The sequence below is a fragment of the Oribacterium sinus genome (genome assembly GCF_963537195.1).
Classification (GTDB): Bacteria; Bacillota; Clostridia; order Lachnospirales; family Lachnospiraceae; genus Oribacterium; species Oribacterium sinus_A.
In genome coordinates this window covers 13,143-35,265 of the sequence record NZ_CAUTEG010000003.1, presented here as the reverse complement: position 1 = coordinate 35,265, position 22,123 = coordinate 13,143, and the positions used below count along the sequence as shown (strand labels likewise).

Annotated in this window: 20 protein-coding genes; 16 read left to right on the top strand and 4 right to left on the bottom strand. The window is 45.7% G+C overall.

What is annotated here, in order from left to right; translation table 11 throughout:
* Positions 1-73: 73 nt before the first annotated feature.
* Genes RYL27_RS01070 through RYL27_RS01060 form a run of 3 tightly spaced genes read right to left on the bottom strand, consistent with a single transcriptional unit; the run spans position 74 to position 2,342 of the window.
* The gene (locus tag RYL27_RS01070) at positions 74-988 is read right to left on the bottom strand and encodes an HAD hydrolase family protein (RefSeq protein WP_314964616.1); all 915 of its coding nucleotides are present in this window, start codon (positions 986-988) and stop codon (positions 74-76) included.
* Positions 985-2,004, bottom strand: a complete 1,020-nt coding sequence (locus RYL27_RS01065; RefSeq protein ID WP_007158288.1) for an SPFH domain-containing protein — start codon at positions 2,002-2,004, stop codon at positions 985-987. The genes RYL27_RS01070 and RYL27_RS01065 overlap by 4 nt, the downstream gene beginning before the upstream one ends.
* Positions 2,005-2,009: 5 nt before the next feature.
* Positions 2,010-2,342 (bottom strand): hypothetical protein, encoded by a 333-nt coding sequence (locus tag RYL27_RS01060; RefSeq protein WP_314346291.1) that lies wholly within the window; start codon positions 2,340-2,342, stop codon positions 2,010-2,012.
* Between the two features lie 423 nt (positions 2,343-2,765).
* On the opposite strand from RYL27_RS01060, the gene RYL27_RS01055 reads away from it, so the two are divergent.
* The 16 genes from RYL27_RS01055 to RYL27_RS00980 all read left to right on the top strand — a co-directional run bounded on the left by RYL27_RS01055 (position 2,766) and on the right by RYL27_RS00980 (position 21,153).
* The gene (locus tag RYL27_RS01055) at positions 2,766-3,743 is read left to right on the top strand and encodes an alpha/beta fold hydrolase (RefSeq protein WP_314964611.1); all 978 of its coding nucleotides are present in this window, start codon (positions 2,766-2,768) and stop codon (positions 3,741-3,743) included.
* Between the two features lie 63 nt (positions 3,744-3,806).
* A complete protein-coding gene (locus RYL27_RS01050; protein ID WP_304070602.1) occupies positions 3,807-4,154 on the top strand; it encodes a DUF3783 domain-containing protein in 348 nt (115 codons plus the stop codon).
* A 35-nt stretch (positions 4,155-4,189) separates the two neighbouring features.
* Complete coding sequence (gene lepB / locus RYL27_RS01045; RefSeq protein ID WP_314964606.1) at positions 4,190-4,912, top strand: signal peptidase I; 723 nt, start codon at positions 4,190-4,192, stop codon at positions 4,910-4,912.
* Positions 4,913-5,020: 108 nt separating this feature from the next.
* On the top strand, positions 5,021-6,415 hold the full coding sequence (locus RYL27_RS01040; protein ID WP_314964603.1) for an aminopeptidase: 1,395 nt from the start codon (positions 5,021-5,023) through the stop codon (positions 6,413-6,415).
* A 63-nt stretch (positions 6,416-6,478) separates the two neighbouring features.
* Entirely contained in the window at positions 6,479-7,834 is a 1,356-nt protein-coding gene (gene tig / locus RYL27_RS01035; RefSeq protein WP_314964600.1) for a trigger factor, read from the top strand.
* Between the two features lie 249 nt (positions 7,835-8,083).
* On the top strand, positions 8,084-8,980 hold the full coding sequence (locus RYL27_RS01030) for an amino acid ABC transporter substrate-binding protein (protein WP_314964597.1): 897 nt from the start codon (positions 8,084-8,086) through the stop codon (positions 8,978-8,980).
* A 206-nt stretch (positions 8,981-9,186) separates the two neighbouring features.
* Entirely contained in the window at positions 9,187-9,837 is a 651-nt protein-coding gene (locus RYL27_RS01025; protein ID WP_314964594.1) for an amino acid ABC transporter permease, read from the top strand.
* A 58-nt stretch (positions 9,838-9,895) separates the two neighbouring features.
* On the top strand, positions 9,896-10,660 hold the full coding sequence (locus RYL27_RS01020; protein ID WP_314346253.1) for an amino acid ABC transporter ATP-binding protein: 765 nt from the start codon (positions 9,896-9,898) through the stop codon (positions 10,658-10,660).
* Between the two features lie 406 nt (positions 10,661-11,066).
* Positions 11,067-12,173: a cell envelope integrity protein TolA gene (locus RYL27_RS01015; RefSeq protein ID WP_314964591.1), complete on the top strand. Its 1,107-nt coding sequence runs from the start codon at positions 11,067-11,069 to the stop codon at positions 12,171-12,173.
* Between the two features lie 245 nt (positions 12,174-12,418).
* Positions 12,419-13,549, top strand: a complete 1,131-nt coding sequence (locus RYL27_RS01010) for a BMP family ABC transporter substrate-binding protein (RefSeq protein WP_314964588.1) — start codon at positions 12,419-12,421, stop codon at positions 13,547-13,549.
* A gap of 70 nt (positions 13,550-13,619) precedes the next feature.
* A complete protein-coding gene (locus RYL27_RS01005) occupies positions 13,620-15,167 on the top strand; it encodes a YjjI family glycine radical enzyme (RefSeq protein ID WP_183683474.1) in 1,548 nt (515 codons plus the stop codon).
* Between the two features lie 94 nt (positions 15,168-15,261).
* Positions 15,262-16,188 (top strand): YjjW family glycine radical enzyme activase, encoded by a 927-nt coding sequence (locus RYL27_RS01000; RefSeq protein WP_314964584.1) that lies wholly within the window; start codon positions 15,262-15,264, stop codon positions 16,186-16,188.
* A 201-nt stretch (positions 16,189-16,389) separates the two neighbouring features.
* Positions 16,390-17,883 (top strand): ABC transporter ATP-binding protein, encoded by a 1,494-nt coding sequence (locus RYL27_RS00995; RefSeq protein WP_314964663.1) that lies wholly within the window; start codon positions 16,390-16,392, stop codon positions 17,881-17,883.
* 2 nt (positions 17,884-17,885) lie between these two features.
* Positions 17,886-18,959: an ABC transporter permease gene (locus tag RYL27_RS00990; protein ID WP_314964581.1), complete on the top strand. Its 1,074-nt coding sequence runs from the start codon at positions 17,886-17,888 to the stop codon at positions 18,957-18,959.
* Complete coding sequence (locus tag RYL27_RS00985) at positions 18,949-19,875, top strand: ABC transporter permease (protein ID WP_183683480.1); 927 nt, start codon at positions 18,949-18,951, stop codon at positions 19,873-19,875. Before RYL27_RS00990 ends, RYL27_RS00985 begins: the two co-directional genes overlap by 11 nt.
* Positions 19,876-19,977: 102 nt before the next feature.
* Positions 19,978-21,153 carry an AI-2E family transporter gene (locus RYL27_RS00980; protein ID WP_314964577.1) on the top strand — a complete coding sequence of 392 codons (1,176 nt, stop codon included), beginning with the start codon at positions 19,978-19,980 and terminating at the stop codon, positions 21,151-21,153.
* Positions 21,154-21,546: 393 nt separating this feature from the next.
* Here the strand turns inward: RYL27_RS00980 and RYL27_RS00975 are convergent, their stop codons facing one another.
* Positions 21,547-22,122, bottom strand: a complete 576-nt coding sequence (locus tag RYL27_RS00975; RefSeq protein ID WP_314964573.1) for a DJ-1 family glyoxalase III — start codon at positions 22,120-22,122, stop codon at positions 21,547-21,549.
* Between the last annotated feature and the right edge of the window lies 1 nt (position 22,123).

Genomic DNA, 22,123 nt, shown 5'->3' with positions numbered 1-22,123 from the left:
TGGGGAGGCAAGTGTGTCTCCCTTAATACAAGCTATACTGCGCGAAAGCTGATGGATATTCGCTTTGAAAAGATCACTTCTTCTGCGTTTCGTTATATTCAAGGATGTAGTCCACTGCCTGGGGTAGGCCGCCTTCCAGGATTGGGGTGGTGATGTAGTTTGCTACAGCCTTACATTCTTCTTTGGCGTTGCCCATGGCGATACCCATTCCCACATGGGAGAGCATTTCCACATCATTCCAGCCGTCTCCGATGGCGGCACATTCTTCTCTTTGAATGCCTAAAGCCTTACAAATAGCTTCTATGCCTGAAACCTTGGAAATATTTCTTTTGGTCACGTCAAAGGATAGACCGTCGGACCAGCGAACCAAATGGCAGTCCGGAATTCTTCTTTCCAGCTCTTTCACTTGTGTTTCATTAAGCACCGGAATCAGCATAAAAAGAGGATTTTTCCTGGCTTCTGACAAAGGAAGGATGGGAGGAATTCCGGATTTGATTTCCGAAAGACAATGCAGCAAGGCGTCATTTACAAAGTTGGCGTAGAGCCGTCTCTCTTCCAAAAACAGAATAGGGAAGCTTTCTTCTTCCGCCATAGCAAGGACATTTTCCACCATTTCTCCGTGGATGGCTTCTTGTAAAAGTACCTCTCCGTTTTTGGGGTCAAAGTAAGGCAGGGGAAGCCCTGCCTCATCAATCAGAAAGTGGTAATCCTTCGGTTTTTTGGCTCCCTGCTTTTGAAAAACAGGTCTTGCCTTTTCCGGATGCAGGATGTAGTCATAGCCTCCGTCTAAAGTGACAAAGGCATCGAAATACATATCCTCCACCAAGCCTTCATTATAGATTTCCACCCAGTGCCTTCCGGTGGCAATGGCACAAAGCACTCCTGCCTCCTGCACTCTTCTGACGGCAGCCTTGCTATCCTCCGGAATGATTCCGGTTTCAAAGGGACGAAGAGTGCCGTCGATATCAAAGAAGATGATTTTTATCATGCTTCCTCATTTCCATTTACCTCTTTAGGAGCATCAGAGGTAGAGCTACTTTCAGCTGCCGGAGTAGAGCTGTTCCCCGAATCGGAGTCAGTCACCGGAGTGGAGGGAGAAACGAGGGTTTCCTTCAAACTGCTTAACAAGCCGGCCATATTCTGGATGTCGGAAGGAATAATAATCTTGGTAGCCTTTCCTTCGGATACCTTGACAAAGGCTTCTAAGCTACGAATGCGAAGTACCGCATCATCTGCACCGGCTTCCTTCAAAAGGCGAATACCTTCCGCCTCCGCTCTTTGCACATTCAAAATCGCCTGGGCACGACCTTCAGCCTCTTGAATTTCTTTTTCCTTCTGGGCTTCTGCGGCAAGGATGGTCTTCTTCTTGTCCGCTTCTGCATTCAGGATTGCAGCCTCCTTGTTACCCTGTGCAGTTTGAATTGCGGCTTCTTTTTTACCCTCTGCTAGAGTAATAGCCTCTCTCTTCTCACGCTCCGCCTTCATCTGCTTCTCCATGGCCTCGCGGATAGCCTCAGGAGGAAGAATGTTCTTTAACTCTACACGGTTCACCTTGATACCCCAAGGATCGGTAGCCACATCCAAAAGAGAACGCATCTGGGTGTTGATTTCATCACGGGAAGTTAAAGTGGTATCCAAGTCCATGGAACCGATGATGTTACGAAGGGTAGTTGCGGTTAAGTTTTCAATGGCTGCGATGGGATTCTCCACACCGTAGGCATAAAGCTTAGGATCGGTGATGACGAAGAAGACAACGGAGTCGATTCGCATGGTAACATTATCTTTGGTAATAACCGGCTGGGGCGGGAAGTCCGCTACCTGCTCCTTTAAGTTAATTCTCTTGGCGATACGATCCGCAAAGGGAATCAGGAAGTGAATACCCGGACGCCATACGGTATGAAAGCGTCCAAGACGCTCTACAACCATGGCACAGGCCTCCGATACGATACGAATGGTGGTGCTGATCAGCACAATTACAACAACCAAAAAAACAATAAATGGCATATTCTTTATCCTTTCTTTTTATTATAGGAAAATGTTGGTTTCGGCGGATCATTTGTTTTCTTCATAACCGTATCCACCATTTGAGATTGACTGGGATCGTGCTTTTGCTTTAAGGGATTTTGCTTTGCAGAAATCACCGAGGAACCTTTGTGATCCACTTTATTCAGCAAGGTGATTTTTCGCCCATTTCCATGATATTCACAGAAATCGTCCGGAAGAGAATGGGAACGATTGATAAACACCCGGTCATCCAAAACCCAGGGATTTTTCACGATCTTTTTGCAAACCGGGCAAAAGCGATTCACTAAGGTAGAATCACATATCGGACAAATCAGCATGAACCCTCCTTTCATTAGTCTTAAAAAATATAACAAATGCAACCTTTTAAATATATCATAAAGGAAGAAAAAAGAACAGGGAGAAGAGGAAAAGGAAGAAAGGGGCTGTAATAAAATCGGATTTTGGTGCAAGTTTTGGTGGCATAGGTCTAAAAGGGGGTAATCTGAGCCCCTCAGTACTTACTGAAAGCGAGCAAGGCGATGCTTGAAGTTAGTACTGCTAGGAGGCGAGGTTAGCGAGAGCGTGCCCCCAACTAGACCTATGCCTCCAAAACTTATTTATCCTTTTCCATTTTATTACAGCCCCTTTCTTCCTTAGAAAAAATTATAAAATTTGTAAAGAGATAAGATGCTCTTTTCTTGTATCTCCTGCGGAAAGCATGATATTATGGGGAATATTGAAAATCCTGATAGGAGGTTTTCGTGAAGGTCGATATGAAGCTTTTGGGAAGGCCGATAGAAAGCAAAAGGAGAAGGATGGAAAGAAGAGAGTGGAAAAGGGAAGCCAGCAACGGGCTTGGGAAAATTTATAATGTTCTGTGGCAGGAGGAAAGTCTTGAAAAGAAAGGGATTCTTTTTGTGCTCCACGGGATGCAGGGGCATATCGGAAAATATCGTTACCTTTTTGAGTATATGGCGAAGCAGGGCTATGTGGTTTGCGGTATGGATATGCAGGGGCATGGAAAAAGTGCCAATATCCCCGGCTACTTTGGGGACAGCTCCGGCTGGGAAAGTATGATTCATGACATTCACAGAAGCCTCTTGCAGATCAAGAAATGGTTTCCGAATCTGCCTGTATTTCTCTTTGGCCATTCCATGGGGTCCTTCCTGGCAAGAGATTATGCGGCAAGCTATGGAGCGGACTTAAAGGGCTTACTGCTTTCCGGAACGGCAGGGGGAAGCCCCATACTGCTTCCGGTGCAGGGCTACATTGCTGTTCAAAAGAAGCTTCGAGGAGCTAAGGATGATGCGCTAAAGGAAAGCATTCTACTAGCGAAGTATTTCAACAGACATATTCCGAATCCCAAGAGCCTATCAGCTTGGATTTGCACTAAGGAAGAGGTGAGTCAGGCAAATGGTCGGGATCCTTTGGCAGTGGGCTTTACCCTGGGAGCCTATGCCGACCTCTTGGCTGCTTTGGTAAGGGTTAATGAATATGCGGAAATCAAAAAGCTGAAGGATATTCCCTGCTTTATTTTTTCCGGTGGTGCGGATCCGGTGGGAGAATACGGCAAGGGTCCGGCAAGTCTTTATGCTATGCTAAAGCAACTGGGAAATCCCAAGCTTAAACTTCATATTTTCCCCAAATTACGGCATGAAGTCTTGAATGAAGAGGCACGCCCGATTCTTTTACAGGAAATTACGGCGTTTATGGAAGAGGTAAGACAAGAACGTAACTAGGATAGAAGACAAGATTTTTACTAATTAAAATAAAGCGAATGAAAATACCGGGAAGGAGAGGAAATGGAGAAAAAGATACTCTATATCCATCGAAAAGATGTCGATAAAGTAAATAAGGTCCGGGGTGTGGCCATCATCCGAAAGATTCGGCTGCTGTCTGCACCGGAAGAGGAAATACTGAGTCTGCCGGAGGATGCGGAGCTTTTGAAATTCATCGGATTTTCCCCCAAGGAGGTGGGAGACTTTTTGACGGATTTAAAGAAGCTGGGAATCCGGGTGGATTTAAAATGTATGGAAACGGAGCATAATAGGGATTGGAGTCTTTTGCAGCTGTATAAGGAGCTGGAGGAAGAGCACCGGTATATGACCGCAAGAAGACAAGAGCAGCAGAACGAGGAAAAGTCTTCTTAAGAGAACGATTTTTTAATAAGAAAAAGGGAGAAGCTATGCAGGAAGAGCAAAAAAAGAGCAGTCGGAAGAAGCCCCAAAGCTTTTTGGGAGAGCTTTTTGAGTGGGTGAAGATTCTTTTGGTGGCGGGAATTGCCGCATTTTTACTGAACAATTATGTGATTGCCAATTCCACCATTCCCACCGGATCTATGGAAAACACCATTATGGCGGGGAGCCGCGTTTTCGGTTCCCGGCTTCATTACCGTTTCGGCCAAGTGGAAAGAGGGGATGTGGCCATTTTTTTGTATGGCTATCAATGCCGAAACGACCATCAGATTTACCGGGAAAACGATAAGGGAGTCTGCCCCTATGACGGCCGGGAGGATAAGAGAAACCAGGTTATTTACTATGTAAAGAGAGTCATCGGTATGCCGGGAGACCATGTGGAAGTAAAGAAGACCGGAGAGGTGGATGCCGACATGATTAAGAAGCTGGCAGTACAGTCTTCTTCCGGAAAAGTGCCGGTGGGTACCGTATACATCAATGGAAAAGCCATTACGGAAAGTTATTTACCGGAGCCCATGATTGTGGATGGCAATCAATTCCCGGAGGTAGATGTGACCGTTCCGGAGGGCTGCTATTTTATGATGGGAGACAACCGAAACAATTCTGCGGATGCCCGTTTCTGGGGAGAAAACCAGTTTGTGAAGCGGGAGAAAATGTTGGCTAAGGTATACATTTGCTATTGGCCTTTAAACCGCGCAGGATTCATTCATTAAGTCGAAACAGACAGTAGAGTAAAAAAGCGGTGAAACTCCGCTTTTTTTCACATTTTCAACACAGGAACACAGTAGAATCTTAAAAAACGCATTGAAGGAGGTGTCTTTATGGGAAAGACAGAGGGACAGAAGTTAGAAGAGAAGTTGTGTTTTAAGCCTCAGCATATCGCGAAGGAAAGACCGGAGGATTTGCAGAAGGCTATGGACTTTGCGGAGGGCTACAAGACCTTCTTAGACCATTCCAAGATTGAAAGAGAATGCGTAAAGTATAGCGAGGAGCTGGCGAAGAAGGCGGGCTACAAGGAATTTGCAAGAGGGGTGAAGTACAAGACCGGAGATAAGCTGTACTTTATCAACAGAGGCAAGAACATTTTCCTGGTAACCATGGGAAAGAAGCCCTTGGATCAGGGAATTCATTTTAATATTGCCCACATTGATTCTCCCAGAATCGACTTAAAGCCCAATCCGCTTTATGAGCAGGAAGAGCTTTCTTATTTCAAGACTCACTATTATGGGGGAATCAAGAAGTACCAGTGGAGTACCATTCCTCTGGCTCTTCACGGAAGAGTAATGTTCCGGGATGGCAAGCATGTGGATTTTGACCTTGGAGAGAAGGAAGGAGATCCCATTCTGGTGATTACCGACCTGCTTCCCCACCTTTCCAAGAAGCAGGACGACCGTAAGCTTAGCGACGGTATCCGGGGAGAGGAGTTAAATATTCTTTTGGGCTCTACCCCCGTTGATGACAAGGAAGTAAAGGAAGCCTTTAAGCTGAAGATTCTTTCCATTCTTCATGAGCAGTACGGCATGGTAGAGCAGGACTTTATGCGGGCTGAGCTTACCTTAGTTCCTGCACAGAAGGCTTGCGATGTGGGACTGGATCGTTCCATGGTAGGTGCTTACGGACAGGATGATAAGGTTTGTGCTTATACCGCTTTGATGGCGGAGCTGGAGTGTAAGACTCCGGAATTTACTTCTCTTACCGCATTGGTGGATAAGGAAGAAATCGGCTCTACCGGAAATACCGGAATGCAGTCCGATGCTCTTCTCCACTTTGTAGAGGATTTGGCGGAGTGTGAGGGAGAGAGAGTACGGGATATCCTGAGAAACTCCATTTGTCTTTCTTCCGATGTAAATGCAGCATACGACCCAACCTGGGCGGATGTATATGAGAAGCAGAACTCCTGTTTCTTTAACCATGGTCCGGTTCTCACCAAGTACACAGGCTCCAGAGGAAAGGGCTATTCCAATGATGCTTCCGCAGAGACTATGCAGAAGGTTATCGGATACATGGAAGATGCCAAGGTTTGCTGGCAGGTGGGAGAGCTTGGTAAGGTAGACGAAGGCGGCGGAGGAACCATTGCCATGTATATGGGTAATATGAATGTGGATACCGTAGACCTAGGAGTAGCAGTTCTTTCCATGCATGCGCCATTTGAATTGACAGCAAAGCTGGATGTTTATTATACTTACAAGGCATTTTTAGCTTTCAATAGAGAGTAAACTCATTGGAAGCTAAAATATCGAAAACAGGGAAAGAATTTTTCCAAGAAACTAAGGAGTATTATGAGAAAAAGAAAATTATTTGCATCAGCAGCCATTCTGGCTATGGCGATTATGGCAGCAGCTTGTGGCAAGAAGACAGAGACTAAGGAGTCCGAGAAGGCTTCCGGAAGTGAAGTAAGTTCCTCCACCTTAACCGAGGACAGTCCTGAGATTAAAGAGCTGGAAGCTCTGAAGGTTCCTGCTGAGCCTAAGCTTTCCGAGATGGGAAGCATTACTCTCCCGGATTTAAAGAGCATCACCGTTACGGTAGCACCTTTGGAGAATGTTACCCAGGAAGAAGTGGACAATGCCATCCAGCAGACCCTGGATCAGAATCCTACCGTGGTAGACGATGCAGCCAAGGAAGGAGATACCGTAAATATCGACTACAGCGGATCCATTGACGGAAAGAAGTTTGACGGCGGTACAGCGGAGAAGCAGGATCTGAAGCTTGGCTCCGGACAGTTCATCCCCGGATTTGAGGATCAGCTGATTGGCAAGAAGGCCGGAGAGGATGTTACCGTAAAGGTTACTTTCCCGGAGAGCTATGGCAATGAAGAGCTTGCCGGTAAGGCTGCGGAATTTGCGGTAAAGATTCATGAAGTAAAGCGTCCTGCTACCTTAACGGATGAATGGGTAAAGAACTATGACGGTACTACTGCGGAAACCGTAGAAAGCTATCGCGATCAGGTTCGTGAGCAGCTTCAGGCCAGAAAAGATTTTAACTACCACTCCAACATTCAGGATCAGGCAATTCAGGCGATTAGTGAAAAAGCTACCGTTAAGCCCTCCGAGAAGCTTATGGAATATGCAAAGGCTTACCTTTTAGATGCAACTCTTAAACAGATGAAGAGCTACGGCTTGTCCGTTGCGGATATCATCAACATGTCCGGAAAGACCGTGAAAGAGTATAAAGAGGATGCCTATGCCAAAGCGGAGGATTATGCAAAGCAGCTCTTCTTAATGCGAAAGCTGGCGGACGATCAGGGTATTAAGGTAACCGATGCTTTATTGGATGAGCTGGCTGAGGCGGAGTCTTCCTTAACCGGAGAAAAGACTAACCGTGTGAAGCTGATTGAGCAGTACGGTAAGGAGCTGGTAGAAGAAGCGGCTATCCGTAATAAAGTGATGGAATATGTTGAGTCTCAGGTTACCGTAAAGAATGAAGAGCCTTCCGTAATCATGGAGCAGGACAGCGATAAGGGCAAGGAGAGCAAGGCAAGCGAAGCCGAGACAGAGGCTGCAAAGGAGCAGGAGTCTTCTGCAAGCAAAGAATCCTCCAAGGCTAAGGAGGATTCCAAGAAGAAGGAAGAGACCATCGCTTCTACAGAGGAAAGCTCTGTAATGACTACCATCGAAACCAAGGCAAAAGAGTAATAGACAGCAGCGGAAATTTATTTCGCTTTATGGAAAAAGGTCTGAAAAAGGGAAGTTTCCCGATTTCAGGCCTTTTTCATGCGTAATGAGTACCACTTTCCCAGTGTGGGATATCTCGTTTGCCCAGGACGTATGGCCGGAAACTCTGTAATATCTTCTAAAGAAATCTTGACAAAAATACTTTAGCATAGTAACGTATTAGCATGATAGCAAATCAAAGCAAAAACAGAGAAGGAAAGGGAGAAGAGTATGAAAAAGTTTGGAAGAAATCTTTTATGGATGGCAACTGCAGGAGTTTTGGCACTGGGAATGGTGGCTTGCGGAGGAAAGAGTACTACCGGAAGTAGCTCCGGAAGCAAGGAAGAGGGCAGTACTCAGGCAGGCAGCGAGAAGGCCGGTACCGAGAAGGCAGGAGAAAAGGCAGAAGCCAAGGTGGAGGGAAGCAACGGAAGCTTCACCGTGGGCTTTGACCAGGAATTCCCTCCCATGGGCTTTGTAGGCGAGGATGGAAACTACACCGGCTATGACCTGGAACTGGCGGAGGAAGTGGCAAAGAGATTGGATTTGACCTTTGTGCCCAAGCCCATTAACTGGGATGCCAAGGATTTAGAATTAAATTCCGGAAACATTGATTGCATCTGGAACGGCTTCGGTATGGAAGGCCGTGAGGACAGCTATACCTTTGTGGGACCTTACTTAGCCAATAAGCAGGTTTTTGTGGTAAGAGAGGACAGCGATATCAGCAGTCTATCCGATTTAAAGGGGAAGGCGGTAGAGGTGCAGAAGGATTCCACCGGACTTACCGCATTAAATCGAGAGGAAAATAAGAGCTTAAAGGATAGCTTCGGCAGCCTCACCGAGGTGGGAGACTACCAGAATGCCATGATGGATTTGGAATCCGGTGCCTGTGACGCCATTTGTATGGATTCCGTAGTGGCGGAATATCAGATTAAGACTTTTAAAAAGAAGGCTAAGGTTCTTTCCGAAAGTCTGACGGAGGAGCAGTACGGCATCGGCTTCAAGAAGGGGAACACCGAACTTGCAGATAAAGTGAAGAAAACTCTTTTGGAAATGAAGGAAGAAGGCGTGATTGATAAAATCAATGAAAAATGGTTTGGCACAACGGAAGGTTTTATTTTACAATAGGAAAGACAAATTTTTAAGACGGCAAAAAAGTGCGTCTTGAAGAAAATAGTAAGGAAAATTCACTAATGCAATAGAGTGAATTTTCCAAGTGAGTAAGACTAAATCAGTAGAAAAAGACTAAATCAGTAGAATAAGACTAAATCAGTAGAATAAGACTAAATCAATAGAGTAGTAGAGAAAAAAGAAAGACGAAAAGGGGAGAAAAAATGGAGTGGACTGTGGTGCTGTGGAAGCTGGGAGAAGGATTGCTTGTGAGTTTGGGAATCTTCGCCATAACCCTCCTTTTTTCTTTGCCCTTAGGTCTTTTGGTGGCCTTTGGGAGAATGCATAAAAACCCCTTGATATCGGGAATTATAAAAATCTACATTTCCTTTATGCGGGGAACACCCTTAATGCTACAGCTTTTTATGGTGTATTACGGCCCCTATTACATTTTCAAAGTAAGTCTCCATCCGGGTTACCGCATGACAGCGGTATATATCGGATTTATTCTGAATTATGCGGCATATTTTGCGGAAATCTATCGTTCCGGAATTCAATCCATGGACCCGGGGCAGTATGAGGCGGCGGAAATCCTCGGTTACAGCAAAATGCAGTGTTTCTTCCGTATTATCCTTCCCCAGGTTTGGAAGAAGATTCTTCCTTCCATTACCAATGAGGTGATTTCTTTGGTAAAGGATACTTCTTTAGCCTTTTCCATTTCCGTGATGGAAATGTTTACCCAGGCCAAGGCCCTGTCTTCCTCCCAGAGTTCCATGTTCCCCTTGATTATGGCAGGAGTGCTTTACTACATTTTCAATTTTGTGGTAGCTTTTATTATGGAACAGATGGAAAAGAAGATGGCGTATTATCAATAGAATTGGATGGAAAAGAAGATGTGGGAGTGTCCATCTGAGGAATCAATAGGAGAGCGGAATGGCGATTTTAGAAATGAAAAATATCCGAAAGGCATTTTCAGGAGAGGAAATTCTGAAAGGAATTTCTCTGTCCTGTAAGGAGGGAGAGGTGCTCAGCATCATCGGACCCTCCGGCTCCGGAAAGTCCACATTGCTTCGCATTGCCACCCTCCTGGAAAAGGCGGAGGGAGGAGAGCTTTTCTACGACGGAAAGGCGATTTTTTCGTTGACGGAAGGGCAGAAAAAACAGGCAACGAAGGAAGAAAAGGAAGAGGCCAAGAAGCTTTTCGGCCTGGTGTTTCAGAACTTCAATCTTTTTCCCCATTGGACGGTTGTGAAAAATGTGATGGATCCCCTGATTCACGTGCAGAAAAAAACAAAGGAAGAAGCGGAAGAGAAAGCGAAAGCAGTGCTTTCTCAAATGGGGCTTTTGGAAAAGGCGGAGCAGTATCCTTATTCCCTCTCCGGTGGACAAAAGCAAAGGGTGGCCATTGCCAGAGCCCTGGCCTTAGAGCCGAAGATTTTATTTTTTGATGAGCCAACCTCTGCACTGGATCCGGAGCTTACGGGAGAAGTGCTTTCCGTGATTCGCTCCCTAAAGGGACAGAAGATGGCCATGGTGATTGTTACCCATGAAATGACCTTTGCCAGAGATATTTCCGACCGCATCCTTTTTATGGCGGATGGAGAAGTAATCTGCGAGGGAAGTCCGGAGGAGGTCTTTTCTTCAGAGCAGGAAAGAATGAAAAGCTTTCTGGGAAATTATCAGAATCTTCTTTCTTAAGAGTCGCTCTTAAAAGAAATAGAATGGGGAAAGTAAGAATATCGTAACTTTTTTTTCGGATTTTTTGAATTTATCGAAAGCAAAAAGGCAGAAAAAGAGCTTGGCAATGTGTAAAAGTGTAATTTTTGTGGATAAGTCCTCTTAAAATCCCATTTTTGGGAAAATGTACAAAGGACTTATCCACATTTTTGTTGAAATGGATGAATTGCTGTTTGGAAAGCGAAAGGAATGAAAACTTGCTTCTTAATCTTCTATTCCCTATTCCTTTGAGCGGAAAAATTGAGTCAAGAGAAGAATGGGGAATTCGGGATTAGGCGGAGGAAGCTCTTTCCAAGACAAAAGAACTAGGCTACAATATGGGGCAGAAGAAATTAGGAAAAGAGCGGAAGAAGGGATTTTCAGTGTAATGGGGAAGAAAAAAGGAGAAAAGCAGGAAGGAAAAACAGTTTTAGCTAAGCATGAAAAAAGCTTAGCTAAAAAAGCGGAAAAGAAGGCGGAGAAAAAGCGGCAAAGGCAGGAAAGAGAGCAGGCTCTGGAGGCAAGGATTGCGGCTTTGGAAAAGGCTTTACAGGAAGAGCAGGAGAGAAAAAGAGAACCGAACTTAGAGGAACAGAGCGTAAAAGAAGATAAGACGCCTTTAGAAGCTTCGGAAGAGTATGGGGAACAAGAGCAGGACGCTGTAGAACAAGAGAAACAGAGGGATTCGGAAGAGGAAGCTTTAGAACAGGAGAATTTGAGGGATTCGGAAGAGGAAAAATCGATTCATTTAGAAGAAGAATCGGAGACCGTTGTTATCGAAGAAGCTTCCGAAAGAAGAGAGATTCCGGTCTTTGTGGAGGCTCGCTCCTCCTTCTTTTCTCCGGCTCTTCCTTCCTCCGGAGCAATCAAGGAATTTTTGCAGGCACCGAAGCTTTTACGGGGAGAAATCCGGGAGTATTTGGCGGATCCGGAAGAGGCCATGCTGAAGGAGAAGGAAAAGACAGGACATAAAAGTACCTCTCTGCTTTTTACTATCAGCTTGCTTCTGATGTTTTTCATCGGCTTATACCTTTCCAACGGAAATCCGGCAGCTTCTCTTCAATTTTCCCTGCTCTATGCCTTAAGCTTTTTGCTCTTACCCTTCTTCCTGGTTCTGTTTTTTTCAGAGGGAAGAAGCTTTTCCTCCTTGTTTTATCTCTTTACCAGGGGAAGATTGGCGCTCTACCTTTTAGCAAGTCTATCCTTCTTTTCCCTGCTTTTGGGCTTTCCCCTATTTTCTTTGTTTCTGTTTCTTTTGGGCATACCCTTGGGCATTGTGTTGGATTATACAGCCCTGAAAATAGAGTACGGCCAAAGCGGAAAGGTGCTGAAAATCTGCTTTTTATACAGCGTTTTCGCCCTAAGCTTATTCCTGTTTTTCGGATTCTGCTTCGTGGGCTTTAGTCTGCTAAATTATATTCTGGGACGTTTATGGGAAGGAAATCTGAACCTGAAAGGATTTTTAGAGTTTTTGCTTTCTCATTTTCCGGAATAAAATCCGATATTTCTTTTGCAGGAGAAAGAGCTTGATTTTTTGTTATTAAATTCATTATTTTTAAGTGTGAATTTCGGCAGGAATCTTTTGCGTACAGGAAGATGAAATAAAGCAAGGAACTGACTTGTCACCGTATTCTTTCTTCCCTATAATGGGAGAGTACATGTGACAAGTCTTTTATTATTTGCCGAGGGCTTCGGAGGGAAACGGCGAATAGAAAAGACTTCATCTAAGGAGGACGAGAAATGAAGAAAAGAATCTTTGCGGCATTCCTGGCTTTGACCATGGCGTTCAGCTTAGCGGCTTGCGGTGCTTCCGGCGGAGAGAAGAAAGAAAGTGCAAAGGCTACCGAGCAGGGTTCCGAGAAGGGTACAGAGGCCGGTTCCGAGAAGGTGGAGGAGAGCAAGTCGGAAAAGAAGGATGCTTCTTCCGGCAAGGGTCTGAAGGTTGGTATTGTTACCGACGTAGGAGGAGTAAATGACGGTTCCTTCAACCAGTCTGCTTGGGAAGGATTACAGAGAGCACAGAAGGAGCTTGGTATTGAGGCAAAGTATCTGGAGTCTAAGACCGATGCGGACTATAAGCCCAATATCGAGACCTTTGTGGATGAGGACTATGATTTAATTATTTGTATCGGTTATGCTTTGGCAGATGCTTTAAAGGCAGAGTCCGCTTCCAACCCGGATGTAAAGTTTGCCATCGTGGATGATGCTTCCTTAGCGGATGTTTCCAATGTTACTTCCCTGATGTTCGAGCAGGCACAGGTTTCTTACCTTGCAGGATATGTTGCAGGAAAGACCACTAAGAAGAATACCGTAGGTATCGTTTTGGGAATGGCAACCGACATGATGAACCAGTTCGGATACGGCTATACAGCAGGTGTTTTGGATGCCAATGCAAGTGCTAAGGTTTTACAGGCCAATGCCAACTCCTTTGCAGATACTGCAGCAGGAAAGACTGCAGCAAACAACATGGTAACCAATGGAGCTGATGTTATTTTCCAGGTAGCCGGCGGAACCGGACTGGGCGTAATCGATGCTTGTAAGGAAGCTAAAATCTGGGCTATCGGTGTAGACAGTGATCAGAGCTCTATCGCTCCTGAGACCATTTTGACCTCTGCTATGAAGAGAGTAGACAATGCGGTATTTGATGTAAGCAAGGAATTGGTGGAAGGCAACATCAAGGGCGGTGTAAAGACCTATACTTTGGCTGATGAAGGTGTAGACCTTGCTCCCGGTACGGAGAACATTGATCCTGCAGTGGTTAAAGAAGTAGAAGAAATAAAGAAGAAGATTGTTTCCGGCGAGCTGAAGGTGCCAAACAACAAGGCAGACTTTGAAGCAAAGTACGGAGATGTTTACGAGTTAGACAACTAAGTACAGAGAAAATACTACAGGGATGTGAATTTTCTGAAAGAGTAAGACAGGGAAATAGAAAGGACAGAAAATGAAAGAAATATCCATGGAAAAAGTTGAAGCGGCTCGGCAGGCTATGCTGGAAACAGTAAAGTCAAAGAGCTTGACCCACGAGCAGAAGGTAGCCACAATGGCCAATCATGCGGACTCCCTTCTCTCTGTTCTGAACCTTCCCGAAGGACTTTTGGAAGTTTTACGTTGTGAGCCGGAGAAGCAGTGCATTTGCGACCTTTTCGAAGGAAATGCTCCTATGCGTCCCCGCTATATCATCCCGGATTATGAGAAATTCTTTCGGGAGGGCTCCGCTTTCTTGCAGGTAGAGCCTCCCAAGGATTTGTATGAAGCCATTAACGCTCTGCAAATCTTTTATAAGCATGTTCCATCCGTAACCAATTATCCGGTTTATGTGGGACAGCTGGACACCCTGCTGGATCCCTTTGTGCAGGATATGGACGAAGAGCTTGCCTTTAAAATGATTAAGCTTTTCTGTATCCAGATGGACAGAACGATTCTGGACTCCTTCGCCCATGCCAACATTGGCCCCAAGGCTACCAAGGCCGGAAGACTTTTGCTTCGGGCTATGGCGGAAACCAAGGATGCAGTCCCCAATCTTACCTTGAAATATGATGAGGAGCTTACCGAGGATGACTTTGCCATTGAAGCCATTCGTTGTGCTATGGCCAGTGCCAAGCCAAGCTTTTGCAACCACCGGATGTATTCCAAGGATTTTTCCGGAAATTATGTGATTGCTTCTTGCTACAACGGCTTGGCATACGGAGGGGGAGCCTATACCCTTGTTCGCCTGATCTTAAGTAATATTGCCAAGAGAGCCAAGGACAGAAAGGATTTTCTGGAGAAAGAGCTTCCCTATATCATGGACCTTTGTGTGCGCTATATGGATGAGCGAATTCGTTTTATCGTGGAAGAGTCCGGCTTTTTCGAGAATAACTTCCTGGCGAAAGAAGGCTTTATCCATAGAGACCGTTTTTCCGCTATGTTCGGCTTGGTGGGACTTGCCGAGGCGGTCAATATTCTTCTGGAAAAGGAAGGAAAGGGTGATTGTCGCTTTGGCCACAGCAAGGAGGCAACGGAGCTTGGGGTAGAGATTATGGATTGCATTTCTGCCTTTAACGAAGCCCACAAGAATCCTTATTGTGAGGTCAGCAACGGACATTTCCTCCTCCATGCCCAGGTAGGTATCTCCACAGATGTGGAAATCAGCCCGGGAACCAGAATCCCCATCGGAGAGGAACCGGAGAATCTGGCAGACCAAATGGAAGTTCTGTCTCATTTCCACCATTACTTCCCCTCCGGAACAGGAGACCTTTTCCCCATTGACAGAACCATTCACCAAAATCCGGAGTATGTTTTGGATATTATGAAGGGGGCTTTCCAAAAGAATCTTCGCTACCTTTCCTTCTATTCCAACGATTCCGACGTGATTCGTATTACCGGATATCTGGTGAAGAAATCCGAGATGGACAAGCTGAAGCAAGGAAAGAGTGTTTTGCAGGACACCGTGGCTTTAGGTTTGGGCGCAGCCGAAAACGGAAAGATTTTGGAGCGTAAGGTTCGCTAAACATTCATGGATTGTATTATGTTTTTACGAAAGAGGAGGCGTATTCAAGCTTCCTCTTTTTCGTTATACTGGGAGAAGAGAGGAATTTCGTACCATGCAAGAATTAGCAGTAAAGAAAGAGCAGCAAGAAGATAGAGAAAAGCCGGAAAGTAGAGTCGAGGGGGGACAGGCAGAAATAAAAGTCCCGGTAAACAAGATTATCCCCTTCAGCTCTGTGGACGGTCCGGGAAATCGAACTGCAATATTTTTACAGGCCTGCAATCTGGACTGTAAATACTGCCATAATCCGGAAACCAGAGCCCTGTGTATTCACTGCGGAGACTGCATTCCGGGCTGTCCCACCAAGGCCATTTATTGGGAAGAAGGAAGGGTAGCCTTTTCTCCGGAAAAATGTATCGGCTGTGACCAATGTATTCATGCTTGCACACACAATGCCAGCCCCAGAATCCGCCGGATGAGTGCGAAGGAAGTGTTTCAGGAGGCTTCCAAGAACCTTCCCTTTATCCGGGGAATCACCGTGTCCGGGGGAGAGTGTACCCTTTATCCGGAATTCTTACGAGAATTGGGGATGCTCTGTAAAAAGAGGGGCATAGGATTTTTACTGGATTCCAACGGCTATTATGATTTTTCCAAGGACGAAAAAGATTTATTGCCCTACATTGACGGGGTGATGTTGGATATTAAAGCTTATAATGGGGAAGAGCATAAAAGGGTTACCGGGTTTTCCAATGAGGAAATTCTAAAAAATATGCGAATTTTAGCAGAATATGATAAACTCTTTGAGGTAAGGACGGTAGTGGTGCCGGGACTTTTTTCCGGAAAGGATACGGTGGAGAAGGTATCCAGGGAGTTGTCTTCTTATGTAAGGAAGGGACAGAAAATCCGCTACAAAATCATTGCCTACCGGGAGTTTGGGGTACGGGAGCAATATAGGCAGTTTGAGAGTCCCGGTGAGGAAGAACTGAAGGCTTTGAAGGAGCTGGCCGAACAGGAAGGGATGCAGGACATACTCTTGATTTAATTAGGAACTTAAGGGAAATCGAGGAAGGAGAGCATTTGGAAGATGGGAAGAGATGAAGAGACAAAGGCATGGGAAGGGACTCCGGATGCGGTAACAGGAGAGGGGCAGGATTCCGGAAATTTTGAAAATGCCGGAGAAGCGAAGGATTCCGAAAAAGCCGAAAGCTCTTTGAGAATCGGGGAGCAGGAACCGGTTATTGAAATGCGGGACATTGTGAAGCGCTTTGGAGATTTCGTGGCCAATGACCATGTGCAATTAAAGCTTCATAAGGGAGAAGTTCTTGCGATTTTAGGGGAAAACGGAGCGGGAAAGTCTACTCTTATGAATATTCTCTACGGCATGCTTCGCCCAAGCTCCGGAGAAATTCTGGTTCGTGGACAAAAGGTAGAGATGGACAGCCCGGAAAAGGCTATTTCCTTGGGAATCGGTATGGTGCATCAGCACTTTATGCTGATCCCTCCCTTTACCGTTGCGGAAAATATTATTCTGGGGGCGGAGCCCATGCAGGGGCTTACTGTGGACTTAAACGGAGCGAAGAAAAGGATTCGGGAGCTTTCCGAACAGTACCATTTGATGGTGGATGTGGATGCCAAGGTGGAAGACATCAGCGTAGGCATGCAGCAAAGAGTGGAGATTCTGAAGGTTTTGTACCGTGGTGCGGACATTTTGATTTTAGACGAGCCTACCGCCTCCCTTACTCCCCAGGAAATTGATGAGTTAATGGAAATTATTTCCCATTTGACCAAGGCCGGAAAGTCCATCCTGATTATTACCCACAAATTAAAGGAAATCAAATGCATTGCCCATAAATGTATGATTATCCGACAGGGAAAGTACATTGATACCGTGGATGTATGTTCCTGCTCGGAGGACGATTTGGCAGCCATGATGGTGGGAAGAAAAGTGAATCGAGTAGTGGAAAAGAAGACTCAGGAGCCGGGAGAAGTGGTGCTTTCCGTGAAAAATCTCCATGCCAAGGACTATAGAGGGGTGGAAATCCTAAAGGGGCTAAATCTGGAGGTAAGAGCCGGAGAAATTCTGGGACTTGCCGGCATTGACGGAAACGGGCAGTCTGAGCTTGTGGAAATCTTAACCGGACTGGCTCAGGCCACAGAGGGAGAAATTCAGCTTTTAGGAAAGGACATTTTCCATAAAAGCCCCAGAGAAATCTTTGATGCAGGCCTTTCCAGTATTCCGGAGGATCGGCAGAAGCATGGACTGGTACTGGACTTCTCCGTAGCGGAGAACCTGATTTTACAAAATTATGGGGAAGCGCCCTACTCTAAGGGAGGAATTTTACAGAAGAAGGCTATTGAAGAGCATGCCTCCAGGATGATTGAGAAATTTGACATTCGTCCGAAGGGCTGCGAAAGCCGTGCAGCAGGACAGCTTTCCGGCGGAAATCAGCAGAAGGTGATTATTGCCAGAGAGGTGGAAAATGACAAGTCGCTCCTCATTGCCTTTAACCCCACCAGAGGTTTGGATGTGGGAGCCATTGAGTTTGTGCATAAATATCTGGTGGAACAAAGAAATAAGGGCAGGGGAATTCTCTTGATTTCCTTTGAGTTGGAAGAGGTTATGGGCTTGTCTGATAGAATCGGCGTTATTTTCTCCGGAAATATTCAGAAGAGCTTCGCCGGAAATGAGGCGGATGAGTATACCTTGGGACTATATATGGCAGGAGGAAAGGAGTAAGTATGAAAGAGAAAATATTAAAAAGTTCCTTGCTTTACACCCTTCTTTCCATCGCCATCGGCTTTTTGGTAGGGGCTGTTTTATTGCAGGCCATCGGGGTTTCCCCGGTGAAGGCCTACGGAAAATTGTATCAGGGTGTTTTTGGTAAGCCTAAGTTTATGTTTTACAGCATCATTTACGGAGCACCCCTGATTTTCACAGGTCTGTCCGTTGCTTTCTCCTTCCGTACCGGAATTTTTAATATTGGCGCAGAGGGTCAGTTTGTGATGGGCAGTTTGGCAGCTGTTGTGGTGGGGATTTTATTTCCTTTGCCTGCGCCCCTCCATGTGCTTCTCTGCCTTGTGGTAGCGGCTCTTGCCGGCGCTTTTTGGGGTTTTTTGGTAGGCCTTCTCAAGGTGAAAAAGGGTATCAATGAGGTGCTTTCCTATATTATGTTTAACTGGATTGCTTTCTATTTTTCCAACTATGTGGTGAATTTAAAGACGATTCATACCGACCAGGGAGCAGAGGCCAGTAAGAATATTTTAGCGACCGCCTCCATGAAGATTCCCCAGGCTTTGATCCCCTTTGCGGGGGGAGCGGAGCTTCATGCCGGCGTACCCTTGGCTTTGCTTTTTGCCTTTCTGATCTGGTTCATTCTGAGCAAAACCACTTTTGGCTATCAGCTTCGGGCGGTGGGCTATTCCCGCAGTGCTGCGGAATATGGGGGAATCAATTCCAAGAGAGTTTTCCTTTTGTCTATGTCCTTATCCGGTATTCTGGCAGGTCTTGGTGGAGCAGTGCAAATCCTGGGTATGTCTGAGCGTGTCTCCATGTTTGCCGCTCAGGAGGGCTATGGCTTCCAGGGCATTACGGTGGCGCTGATTGGAGGAACCCATCCCCTAGGCTGCATTTTCTCTGGTCTTTTCTATGGTGCCATGAAGTATGGCGGAAACAAATTAACAACGGTGGATGTTCCTGCGGAAGTGGTAAGCATTATCATGGGAACCATCATCATTTTCATCGCCATCACGCCGGTGATTAAAAATCTGGTACAGAGAGGATTCCAAAAGAAGGGAGAGAGCCATGCTGAATGATCTGGGATTACTGTTAAATGCGGTTTTGATTTCTACGCCACCCCTCCTCTTGGCAGGGCTTGGTTCTTGTTGCTCCGAGCGTTCCGGTGTGGTAAATATCGGAATCGAAGGAATGATGACTCTGGGCGCCTTTGTAGGAGCCTGTGTGGCCTATTTTACCGGAAACGGATGGCTGGGATTTTTTGCGGGAGGATGTGCCGGAGCCCTTCTTGGTTTGATTCATGCGGTGGTTTGTGTGTCCCTTCATGCGGATCAAACCATTGCGGGAACGGCCATTAACTTTGTCGGACCGGGCTTTGCAGTTTTCCTTTGCAAGGCGATTTTTGACAATTCTTCGGACACACCGGCTTTGGATTTATCCGCAAAGCTTCCGAAGATGTTTGAAGGGAAGTTTGCTTCAGGTTCCTTCCTGTACAATGTGGTAAGCACCTATTCCGTGGCTTATCTTAGCTTTCTTTTGGTGCTTTTGCTTTGGTTTATTTTCTTTAAAACCCGTTACGGTATGCGGCTCCGGGCAGCAGGAGAACACCCCTGGGCCTGTGAAACCTTGGGAATCAATGTCTATAAGGTTCGCTACATTGCGGTGATTCTTTCCGGCTTTTTGTCCGGCCTGGGAGGAGCCTTTGTGACCTTGGCTACCGTATCCCAGTTCCGCCCCTCCGTTATTGTGGGACAGGGATTTATCGCCATTGCGGCGGTGATTTTCGGAAAATTCACTCCCCAGGGAACCTTCCTGGGCTGCCTGATTTTCGGACTGTGTAACGGTCTTCGTGCATTGCTTGGATCCGGAAATATGGTATCTCCTCACTTGCTTTCCATGATTCCCTATGTGGTAACCATTCTGACCTTAGTATTCTTTGTAGGAGCAGGACATGTGCCAAAGGCAAACGGCAGAATCTTTGTTCGGACAAGATAAGGAAGAGTAGCGAGTATAAAGACAACGATGAAAGTAAAACAACCGGTCAGGGCAATAACTGCGGTTAAAGCAAAGATAGTAGAAGAGTAGGGAAGTAAAGAAATGAATTGGAAAGATTTATGGAATAAAAAATACCTGATGATTTCGGTATATGTATTGCTGACGGCCCTCCTGTATCATCTGGGAAGCCGTTTGGTGGATCATCTGGAAGGGATTCCCTCATTATGGACAAGGCACTTTTCCTGGCTGTCCCAAGTGACTTCTCCTTTGCTCTTGGGATTTGCTTTGGCGTATTTGTTCAGTCCTCTCTGTTCTTTGCTGGAGAGAGTATTGGGGAAAATTCCTCTTTTTCAGAAGAAAGAGAAGCTTCGGAGAAACCTGGGCATTCTGCTTTGCTATCTCTTGATTTTACTTTCCCTGGTACTGCTTGCCTCTCTTTTTGTATCCGTCCTGACCAAAAATATTCAGCTGATTCAGGGAGAAGATTTTGCCAAGGGATTGGAGAGCCTACTGCTTCTTTTAAAAAGTTTTTATGAGGATTTGAACCAAAGAGTTTCAGAGATTCCTATTGCGGGAAATGATTTGCAGGAGGGAATACGAACTTTTTTAGCAAAGCTTTTAAGCTTTGTACAAAACCTGGGCAGTAATTTCATATCCTCCGTGGGAAATATGGGAAGCCTGATAGGCACTCTGCTCTTTGGTATTATTTTTTCTATTTATTTTCTGGCAGATGGGGTAAAGATTGCGCTATATTGGGAAAGAATTTTTCGCCTGATCTTGGGGGAAAAGAGAGTTTTAGCCTTTCGCGGATTTCTAAAGGATGCGGATAGAGCCTTTTCCGGTTATATCCGTGGACAGATGATTGACGGCATCATTATGGCTATTTTGGTTAGTTTTAGCCTAAGTCTTATAGGGGTACGCTATGCCGTAGCCATAGGAATTCTTACCGGAATCGGAAATCTAATACCCTATGTGGGTCCCTTTGTGGCCTATGGAACAACCATTTTAGTGTGTACTCTTTACGGGGATTTTTCTAAATTATTACCGGCTGTCTTAGCCCTGTTTGCGATTCAGACCGTTGATGGAAATGTGATTAACCCCAGACTGCTTTCCAACAGTATCGATATCCATCCTCTACTGGTAATGATCTCTTTAATTATCGGCGGCGCAGTGGGGGGAGTTTTGGGAATCTTCCTGGCAGCCCCCATCGCCGGTTTGATTAAGTTACAGGTGGATCGGATGATAGAAAGAGGGGAAGCAAAGAAGGCGAATTCATAAATTTACGGTTTTCTAATTAGGATAGGGATGAAATTCGTGGCACGCTTTCGCTAGCCTAATCCAATGTATTGAAGGACTGTACTTATCATAAGGATGCGCTCAAATGCAGTATGGGTCTATAATCGTGGCACGCTCCCGCTAACTTCGCCTTCGTAGCAGTACTAACTTCAAGCTTCGCTTTGCTCGCTTTCAGTAAGTACTGACGGGCTCAGATTGCCCCTATTATAGACCCATACTGCATTATTCGCTTCACATATTGATTTTTACAGTTCTTCACTTCATCAGATTTTGCAAGTATCGGGCTTAGATTACCACTCATTTCATCCCTATCCTTTAGAAAACCTGGCTGAATTTATTGCTTCACCTCTTAATGATAATTGAAACAACATAGGTTTAAATGCATTCCGGGTGTTGTACCCCTGTCTTTAGCTGAGCTGCTTTTTCTGCACCCTCCAGTCTTTCTACTAAAGCCAGAGCAAAGTCCAGTGCAACACCCATGCCTCTTCCGGTGATGATCTGTTTTCCCACTTCCACGGCTTTTCCGCTCCATTTTGCGCCGTCTACGTCGGAGATGCCTTCTTCAAAGCCCGGATAGCAGGTGAAGTGTTGCCCTTTCAAAAATCCCAGACGTCCGAAAATGCCGGGAGCGGCACAGATTGCGGCCAGATCCTTTCCTGCTTGGAACTGCTTTTGCAAAGCTTCCAGCAGGCTTTTATTTTCCTCTAAGTGGGGAACGCCCGGGATTCCACCGGGTAAGAAAAGTAAATCTGCGGCGGAAAAATCATTTTCCGTAAGCTCGGAAATATTCTTATCACAGAGGATGGTAATCTGGTGGGAGCCCTTTACGAGCTTATCCGGAGCAACTGCAATAAGCTCCACCGAAACACCTGCTCTTCGTAAAATATCCACCACCATTAAACATTCAATTTCTTCCGTGCCTTCCGCAAAAAATGCCAGTACCTTTTTCATA